Source organism: Chitinimonas sp. BJB300 (assembly GCF_002735695.1).
GTDB lineage: Bacteria > Pseudomonadota > Gammaproteobacteria > Burkholderiales > Chitinimonadaceae > Chitinimonas.
Genome location: NZ_PDZH01000140.1, coordinates 1 through 8,759 on the forward strand (window position 1 = coordinate 1; position 8,759 = coordinate 8,759).

At 53.4% G+C, this 8,759-nt stretch carries 8 protein-coding genes and 1 tRNA gene; all 9 read right to left on the reverse strand.

Features of this window, described 5'->3' with window-relative positions; all coding sequences use genetic code 11:
- Positions 1 to 690: 690 nt before the first annotated feature.
- Positions 691 to 767 (reverse strand) — tRNA-Pro (locus tag CSQ89_RS17935).
- Positions 768 to 818: 51 nt separating this feature from the next.
- Positions 819 to 1,220, reverse strand: coding sequence for a MerR family transcriptional regulator (locus CSQ89_RS17940; protein WP_099407455.1), 402 nt, complete (start codon positions 1,218 to 1,220; stop codon positions 819 to 821).
- Positions 1,189 to 1,503 carry an integration host factor subunit alpha gene (locus CSQ89_RS17945; protein WP_099407456.1) on the reverse strand — a complete coding sequence of 105 codons (315 nt, stop codon included), beginning with the start codon at positions 1,501 to 1,503 and terminating at the stop codon, positions 1,189 to 1,191. Before CSQ89_RS17945 ends, CSQ89_RS17940 begins: the two co-directional genes overlap by 32 nt.
- A gap of 40 nt (positions 1,504 to 1,543) precedes the next feature.
- Positions 1,544 to 3,907, reverse strand: coding sequence for a phenylalanine--tRNA ligase subunit beta (pheT, locus tag CSQ89_RS17950; protein ID WP_099407457.1), 2,364 nt, complete (start codon positions 3,905 to 3,907; stop codon positions 1,544 to 1,546).
- A gap of 107 nt (positions 3,908 to 4,014) precedes the next feature.
- Positions 4,015 to 5,010, reverse strand: a complete 996-nt coding sequence (pheS, locus tag CSQ89_RS17955) for a phenylalanine--tRNA ligase subunit alpha (protein WP_099407458.1) — start codon at positions 5,008 to 5,010, stop codon at positions 4,015 to 4,017.
- A 257-nt stretch (positions 5,011 to 5,267) separates the two neighbouring features.
- Positions 5,268 to 5,627 (reverse strand): 50S ribosomal protein L20, encoded by a 360-nt coding sequence (rplT, locus tag CSQ89_RS17960; RefSeq protein ID WP_099407459.1) that lies wholly within the window; start codon positions 5,625 to 5,627, stop codon positions 5,268 to 5,270.
- Positions 5,628 to 5,649: 22 nt separating this feature from the next.
- Positions 5,650 to 5,847: a 50S ribosomal protein L35 gene (rpmI, locus tag CSQ89_RS17965; protein ID WP_072429375.1), complete on the reverse strand. Its 198-nt coding sequence runs from the start codon at positions 5,845 to 5,847 to the stop codon at positions 5,650 to 5,652.
- A 141-nt stretch (positions 5,848 to 5,988) separates the two neighbouring features.
- Complete coding sequence (gene infC, locus CSQ89_RS17970; protein ID WP_233203286.1) at positions 5,989 to 6,525, reverse strand: translation initiation factor IF-3; 537 nt, start codon at positions 6,523 to 6,525, stop codon at positions 5,989 to 5,991.
- A gap of 64 nt (positions 6,526 to 6,589) precedes the next feature.
- Entirely contained in the window at positions 6,590 to 8,497 is a 1,908-nt protein-coding gene (thrS, locus tag CSQ89_RS17975; protein WP_099407460.1) for a threonine--tRNA ligase, read from the reverse strand.
- Positions 8,498 to 8,759: the final 262 nt, after the last annotated feature.

Sequence of the window (8,759 nt, forward strand, 5' to 3'; positions counted from 1 at the left end):
GCCTGAGCATCAAGACGCAGAAGAACCCATTCGCACTTTGCCGCAAGTTACTGATCAACGCCTCCCGCGCGGCTTATGATCAGTTACAGCTGCTTCTCGCAGCTACTGCGTAACATCAGTTATTTAGGTACATCCTAGCGTCGGAGCAATCCCCATCCAAAGCCAAGATGAGGATCCATCACGAACCTAACGGCAGATAGCTTCGCCATATTCGTTACCCTTACAACCTCTCAGCAAGACGGTAAACGCAAACGCGGCACAAAGGCGCGTTCACAGATCATCAACCCTGCCCATGGCGGCAACGACGAGCAAAGCTGGCGTGTGTATGGCCTGCGCACTGCCGACCGCATGCCAACACCTGACCGCACTGACACATAATGTTGTTGGGCGAACCCTATACCCTCAAGCAGTTTGTAGCGCTGATAAACGTCTCGCATACCAAGCCAACTCCGAAGTACTGGCCCAGCAGGGTAGACCGCACCGACGAGGTCGGGTCGTTGCTTTGCGGGAGATCAAAGCCCATACAATAGTAGGCGGCTACATAGCTGTACCTTGTAAGGCCGCAGGACTGAACACCTAGCGACATCTGGCAATGCAATCAATAGTGTGTTGGCGAGGCACTAAAATTTCCATATTGACGCAAAACGAAAAAGAGCCTACAGAAGAAAATCTGTAAGCCCTTGATATTACTGGTCGGAGCGAGAGGATTCGAACCTCCGACCCCTTGCACCCCATGCAAGTGCGCTACCAGGCTGCGCCACGCTCCGACTCGAAGGAGGCCGGATTATACCCGACTTTCCTCGCCTGACAAGTGGTCATCAACTCGCCAGAAAATCGCGAAGCGATTCCAGATCCCGCCGTATCTCCGCAAAGTTACGCCTCGCTAGCACGGCCTCATCCAACAACGCTTCTGTACCCAGCGGGCCATGCTCTGCAGCATCAAGCGCTTGGTGCTCAAGACGATTACGCGCGCCGCTAATCGTGAAGCCTTCTTCATACAGCAAAGTACGGATACGCCGAACCAGCAGCACCTCATGATGCTGATAGTACCGACGATTACCGCGACGCTTCACCGGGCGTAACTGCGTGAACTCCTGCTCCCAGTAGCGCAACACGTGTGGTTTAACGCCACACAGTTCACTCACCTCACCAATGGTGAAGTAGCGCTTGGCCGGGATTGGTGGCAGCTCAGGCCTCGGCAACGAGCTTTCCGTCTGCATAATTATCTTCCACCATGCCCTTCAGTTTCTGACTGGCGTGGAAAGTCACCACGCGACGGGCTGAAATCGGGATTTCTTCGCCGGTTTTGGGGTTGCGGCCAGGACGTTGTGGCTTGTCACGCAACTGGAAGTTGCCGAAACCAGATAGCTTGACGCTCTCTCCGGCTTCCAAAGACTGGCGGATTTCCTCGAAAAAGGCTTCCACCATGTCTTTGGCTTCGCGTTTATTAAGGCCGACCTTGTCAAATAGCAAGTCGGCCAGTTCAGCTTTGGTCAGTGTCATAAGTCGGTATTCTTGGTGCAGATTGCGTCGCGGAATGTGCCTAGCTACGCAGCTGGGCATCGTGGCGTTGTTGCAGCGCAGCGACAAGCTGGGAGACGGCCAAATCAATTTCGGCGTCCGAAAGCGTTTTCTGAGTATCTTGCAATACTACCTTGAATGCAAGGCTCTTTTTCCCTTCAGGGACCCCTTTGCCACGGTAAACATCGAATCCTTCTATGGTGGTTACACAGGCTGATTTTACGCTGGCCATAGCATCCAGAATATCCTGGTATTGCACAGCATCATCAACCACAAAAGCCAAATCACGCCGTACAGGCTGCAACTTGGAAACCGACTTGGCCAAGATCAAATCCCGCTCAATCAGCGCCGCAAGATCCATCTCGAATAAAACGGGTGCCGCTGGCAGATCATAGTTCTGCACCCATTTCGGATGTAGCTCACCCAACACGCCAATCACCTGACCATCCAGCACAATTTGCGCACAACGGCCTGGATGAAAAGCAGGATGATCTGCTTTCTCAAAGCCAGCTTGGCGGGGTGCCAACAATGCCTCCACATCGGCTTTCACATCATAGAAATCGATACGGGTCGCATCAACACCCCACTGCTCATGCTGCCGGGAGCCATATGCCAACCCAGCAAGTTTTTCTGGTTGCTCATCAGCTGCCAAGCCATGGAACACGCGGGCCACCTCGAACAAACGTACACGCTCGTGCTTGCGATTCAAATTTGTTATCAAAGTACTGACCAAGCCCCCAATTAAGGTGGAGCGCATGACGCTCATTTGACTGGCAATAGGATTCAACAACTTGACCGGCGCATTGTTGGCGGCAAAATCGGCCTCCCACTGCGCCTCAACAAAGGCATAACTGACAATTTCCTGATAATCACGCGCTGCCAGCGCCAACTTGACTGACAAAGCGGAGCGAAGCTTACCATCTTGCTTGAGCATCGCTTGAACCGACACCGGCGGCCGGGTAGGAAGATTGTCATAGCCATATAAGCGGGCGACTTCTTCAATCAAATCTTCTTCGATATTGATGTCGAAGCGGTAGCTAGACGGCACCACGTTAAGTACCTGCTCTTCGCGCTCCACTTGTAGGCCAAGCTTCTTCAGCATGCCAATAATCTGCTCTGCCCCTAAATCAATACCCAACACACGCGCCACCCTAGGTACGCGCAAACTCACTGCGGCACGCTTTGGCAACTCAGTCAGGGTTTCAGTAATCGGGCCAGGATTACCACCACAAATGGCCAGTATCAACTCAGTAGCACGCTCCATAGCTTGGCGGCAGTTACCAAAGTCCACACCACGCTCATAGCGATAGCTGGAGTCCGAGCCAAAACCCAAACGGCGTGCCTTGCCATTGATGACACTCGGCGAAAAGAAGGCGGACTCAAGGAACACATCCTGGGTCTGACCGAGCCGCACAGAAGTAAGCATACCCCCCATGATACCGGCCAGCGCTACGGGACCACTGGCATCAGCAATGACCAGCATGTCTGTCTCCAACGCCAATTGCTTGCCATTGAGTAATTCCAGTGACTCACTCGGCTTGGCCATCCGCACTACAATATCGCCCTGTAACCTAGCGTTATCAAAAGCGTGCATGGGCTGACCCAGTTCCATCAGGACATAATTGGTGATATCCACCAAAGCAGAGATTGAACGGACACCACTGCGTTCCAAACGGCGCTTCATCCAGGCTGGCGTTGCAGCTGCTGCATTCACCCCTTGGATAACCCGGCCCGCATAACGTGGGCATGCATTGCCCGCTTCTAACCTGACAGCCCGCTGTGTATCAATGCGTACCATTGCTGGTGCAACAGCGACAGGCTTGTAAGCACCGGCGGTCAATGCCGCTACTTCACGCGCAATACCGGTCAAGCTGAGGCAATCCGCGCGATTGGGTGTCAGCTTGAGCGTCAGAATACGGTCATCAAGCTGGTAGTAATCGCGAAAGCTGGCACCAACAGGTGCATCGCCGGGCAGCAGCAACAAACCATCACTTTCTTCGCTAACACCCAACTCACGCGCCGAGCAAAGCATGCCAAAGCTCTCTACACCACGCAGCTTGGCTTCCTTGATCTTGAAATCGCCCGGTAGATTGGCACCGACCAGGGCACAGGGCACCTTCACACCCGGCGCCACATTGGGTGCACCGCAAACGATTTGCAACAACTCACCGCCCTGCCCTGCATCGACCTTGCAGACATTCAGTTTTTCAGCATTCTCGTGCTTGCGTACGTCCACCACCTGCGCCACAACCACTTGATCAAAAATCGGTGCGGCCGGGTCGTTTCCTTCTACTTCTAAGCCAGCCATCGTCAACAGCTCGGCCAATTGGGCATTATCCAGTGCTGGATCAACCAGCTCACGCAGCCAGGATTCTGAGAATTTCATGGCTTGATTCCTTGTATTTTCAGGTACCCAAGGCACCCAATCTTTGCTTCAAGCATATTGGACCAGGGCAGGACAACTACTCCTGCCCTCGATTTGATGGCACAGGCTTAGCGAAATTGACCCAGAAAGGTCAGATCGTTTTCGAAGAACAGTCGTAGATCGTTTACGCCGTAATAAAGCATGGCAAAACGGTCAAGACCAAAGCCAAATGCAAAGCCGGTATAGGTTTCTGGGTCGATTCCAACATTGCGCAAAACGTTCGGATGCACCATGCCGCAACCGCCAATTTCCAACCAGCCGCGATCACCCAATACATCAACCTCTGCAGAAGGCTCGGTAAACGGGAAGAAAGATGGACGAAACCGCACTTGTAAATCGTCACGTTCAAAGAAGTTACGCAGCCAATCGGTAATCGTGGCCTTCAAGTCAGCAAAGCTTACCCCCTCCTCTACCCACAATCCTTCCATCTGGTGGAACATCGGAGAGTGGGTCGCATCCGAATCAACACGGTAAACACGACCCGGTGCAACGATCTTGATTGGCGGCTTGTTGTTTTGCATATAGCGCACCTGGATCGGGCTGGTGTGCGTACGCAGAACCATTGTTTCGTTAGCCTTGCTAGCAACATAGAAAGTGTCTTGCATAGCACGCGCCGGATGATCCCTCGGGATGTTCAGTGCTTCAAAGTTATGCCAGTCGCCCTCGATTTCCGGGCCATCCGCCACTTCAAATCCCATGGACTGAAATAACGCAACAATGCGCTCTTTCACCAGCGTAACCGGATGCAAACCACCGGGGCCATCACCACGACCGGGAAGGGTCACGTCCAGCGCTTCGGCTGCAAGTTGTTGTTTGAGCTGTTCGCTGGCAAGCGCATCACGCCGACCATTTAAGGCAGCCTCAAAGGTTTGTTTAGCCTGATTGATAACCGCACCCTGGGTACGTTTATCTTCGGGAGACAGCGCCCCCAATTGCTTAAGCAGTTCAGTCAACGCACCAGACTTACCCAGATAACGTGCCTTGACGTTTTCAAGCTCCACCGGGTCAGCCGTGGCCGCCAGGGCTACCAGCCCCTCGTCGAGAAGGGTTTGAACATTGCTCATCGTGCATCACTCCTCATAACGCTGGCGATACGGTCTTAGAATCAGCGCACTGTCTTGCTGCACGTCCTCGGTAATCTTATGCAGCCCAATCATCAGGCACCGAGATACATAGCGACTGCTGCGTCTTATACCGCTAAGGGCTGCTGTAGACTTTACCGACACCTAGCCAAAACCGCATTGCCAGCATCCCGTTTGTACACAGGCAAGACCGACAAAAAAAGGGAGGCTTGCGCCTCCCTTTTCAAACTTCCAAAAGCTCAGGCTGCGAGGCTAGCCTTGGCTTGCGCAACAATGTGCGCAAAGGCAGCTTTGTCAAACACAGCCAGATCGGCCAAGACCTTACGATCGACGTTGATCGAGGCAAGCTTGAGACCGTTCATGAACTTGCTGTAGCTCAGACCCAGTTCACGCGCAGCGGCGTTGATACGGGCGATCCACAGTTGACGGAACTGACGCTTCCGCTGACGGCGGTCACGGTAGGCATATTGACCGGCTTTCATCACCGCCTGTTTGGCGATGCGATAGACGTTCTTGCGACGACCGCGATAGCCCTTAGCGAGAGCGAGGACTTTCTTGTGACGAGCGCGGGCTGTTACACCACGTTTGACGCGAGGCATGGTTTATTCCTTTCCGAGAAGATTAAGCGTACGGCAACATCGCGCGAACGGACGCCATATTGGTCGGGTGGACCATAGTCGTGCCGCGCAACTGACGCTTGTTCTTGGTAGTCTTCTTGGTCAGGATATGGCGCTTGAACGCCTTGGAGCGCTTAACGCCACCATTACCCAACACTTTGAGGCGTTTCTTCGCACTCGATTTGGTCTTCATCTTCGGCATGACGTACTCCGTTTAGCCTAGTTATATCCGGCAGTGGGTGGTGGATTACTCCACGCTTAATGCCCAACGCCACGTTTTTACGACAAGTATGGCAACACTTACGCACTGCCGAGGCTTGTCATCACCTCTATATACCAATGCTTAAATCTTCTTCTTCGGGGCCAACATCATCACCATCTGACGGCCTTCGAGCTTAGGGAACTGCTCAACTACTGCCAACTCACCAAGGTCGGTTTCTACTCGCTTAAGCTGGGCCATACCGATTTCCTGGTGGGCCATTTCCCGGCCACGGAAACGCAAGGTCAATTTGACTTTGTCGCCCTCTTCCAAAAAACGAGTCACATTGCGCAATTTGACTTGGAAGTCATTCTCGTCGGTACCTGGACGAAATTTCACTTCCTTGATTTGCACCTGTTTGATCTTCAGCTTTTGCTCGTGCCGTTTTTTGCTCTCGCGGTATTTGAACTTACCGTAGTCCATAAGCCGGCATACGGGTGGCACAGCATTCGGTGCAATCTCTACCAGATCGACTTCGCGCTCTTCTGCCATACGCATGGCTTCCACCAAGCTGACAATGCCAAGTTGCTCGCCGTCGTCACCAGACAGACGGACTTCGCGGGCGGTGATTTCACCATTGATCCGCGGCTCTTTATCCTGAGCGATAGCTGTTACTCCCAAAGTAAAAAACGAAAACCGCGCGTCCCGGTAACAATAACCCTGGATTTCACCAAGGCTATTGGGATCAGACTTTTACGGACTCTGCACTCCAGCGCTCTAGAAGCGCTTCCAGCGTCATTTGTCCTAAGTCTTCACCACCGCGGGATCGCACGGCAACCAAGCTTGCTTCTTTTTCCTTATCACCAACAACAATTTGGTAAGGAACCTTCTGTAAGCTATGTTCGCGTATTTTAAAGCCTATTTTGTCACTTCTCAAGTCTGTCTCGATCCGGAAGCCGGCTTCCTTGAGCCGAACAGCCACATCAGCAGCATATTCCGCCTGATGTTCACTGATGCTCATCACAACCGCCTGCGTGGGTGCAAGCCAGAAAGGGAAGGCGCCTGCATGGTTTTCAATCAATATACCCAGGAAGCGTTCCAGCGACCCAAGGACAGCCCGATGCAGCATCGCCGGCCGCTTGCGGGCACTCTCTTCCGAGCTGACATATTCAGCACCCAGGCGTTCAGGCAGCACAAAATCAAGCTGAAGCGTGCCGCACTGCCAGGAACGACCAAGGGCATCCTTGATGTGATATTCAACCTTGGGGCCATAGAAAGCCCCTTCGCCAGGCAGCTCTTCCCACTCAACTCCGCACGCACGCAAGGCTTCACGCAGACCATTCTCCGCCCGATCCCACGTCTCATCCGTACCTGCACGCTTTTCCGGCCGCAAGCTTAGTTTCACTGCCACGCTATCAAAACCGAAATCTTCGTATACCGACATAGCCAACTGATTGAACGCTTTCGACTCGGCGACAATCTGCTCTTCCGTACAGAAGATGTGCGCATCATCCTGCACAAAACCACGAACCCGCATAATGCCGTGCAAAGCACCCGAAGGCTCATTGCGGTGGCAAGCGCCAAACTCCGCAAGCCGCATAGGCAGATCACGATAGGAACGCAGACCACTATTGAATACTTGTACATGGCCGGGGCAATTCATCGGCTTGACGGCGTAATCACGCTTTTCCGATTCCGTCGTGAACATATTTTCACGATAGTTTTCCCAGTGACCAGACTTCTCCCACAAGACCCGGTCCATCACCATCGGCGTACGAATCTCCTGGTAACCCACAGCAGCCAAGCGCTTGCGCATATACTGCTCAACCGATTGCCAGAGGCTCCAACCCTTGGGGTGCCAGAACACCATGCCAGGGGCTTCATCCTGCAGATGGAATAGATCGAGTTGCTTGCCTAATTTGCGGTGATCACGCTTTTCGGCCTCTTCCAGCATATGCAAATACTGGTCGAGATCTTCCTTCTTCGCCCAAGCCGTACCATATATACGCTGCAGCATTTCGTTACGGCTATCACCGCGCCAGTAGGCACCTGCCAACTTCATCAGCTTGAATACTTTCAGCTTGCCCGTGGACGGCACATGTGGACCACGGCACAAATCGGTAAAGTCGCCTTCCCGATACAGCGACAGTGCTTGATCAGCCGGGATGCTCTCAATGATCTCAGCCTTGTAGTGCTCACCAATACTCTTGAAGTAAGCAACCGCCTCGTCACGACTTAACTCATAGCGCTCAACCGGGATATCACGCTTGGCAAGCTCCGACATTTTCTTTTCAATCGCCGCCAAATCCTCGGGCGTAAATGGGCGCTTATAGCTGAAGTCGTAGAAAAATCCGTTCTCGATAACAGGGCCAATAGTGACCTGTGCGTCCGGGAACAATTCCTTGACCGCATAGGCCAGCAAGTGGGCCGTAGAATGCCGAATTACCTCCAGGCCGTCGGCATCCTTATCGGTAACGATAGCGAGCTGCACATCACGGTCGATCAGATAGGAAGTGTCAACCAACTTGCCATCAACCTTACCTGCCAATGCAGCGCGCGCAAGGCCAGCACCAATGCTGGTTGCCACGTCAGCGACGCGCAGGGGTTGGTCGAAACTGCGTTGGGAGCCGTCGGGAAGCGTGACGATGGGCATTTCGGTTCCACCTTTACGTTGGGTCTACGTTACGGCCTAAGCCACCTATGCACAGACGGGGAACACCCACCTGTTAATGCTTATCGCCAGCGACATCGCCACCAGCTTTGTACGTCCATAATTGCCATACGCTAGCAATCGGCATAGGGGCGACCAGATGTTCTGGCCGACCCCTGCCACACCACCCGGCATGCGGGTCCGCACCGGGCGGTTGGAGCAGTTGAGGTCAATCTGCCTCCAATTGATGCACATCGCCCGGTTT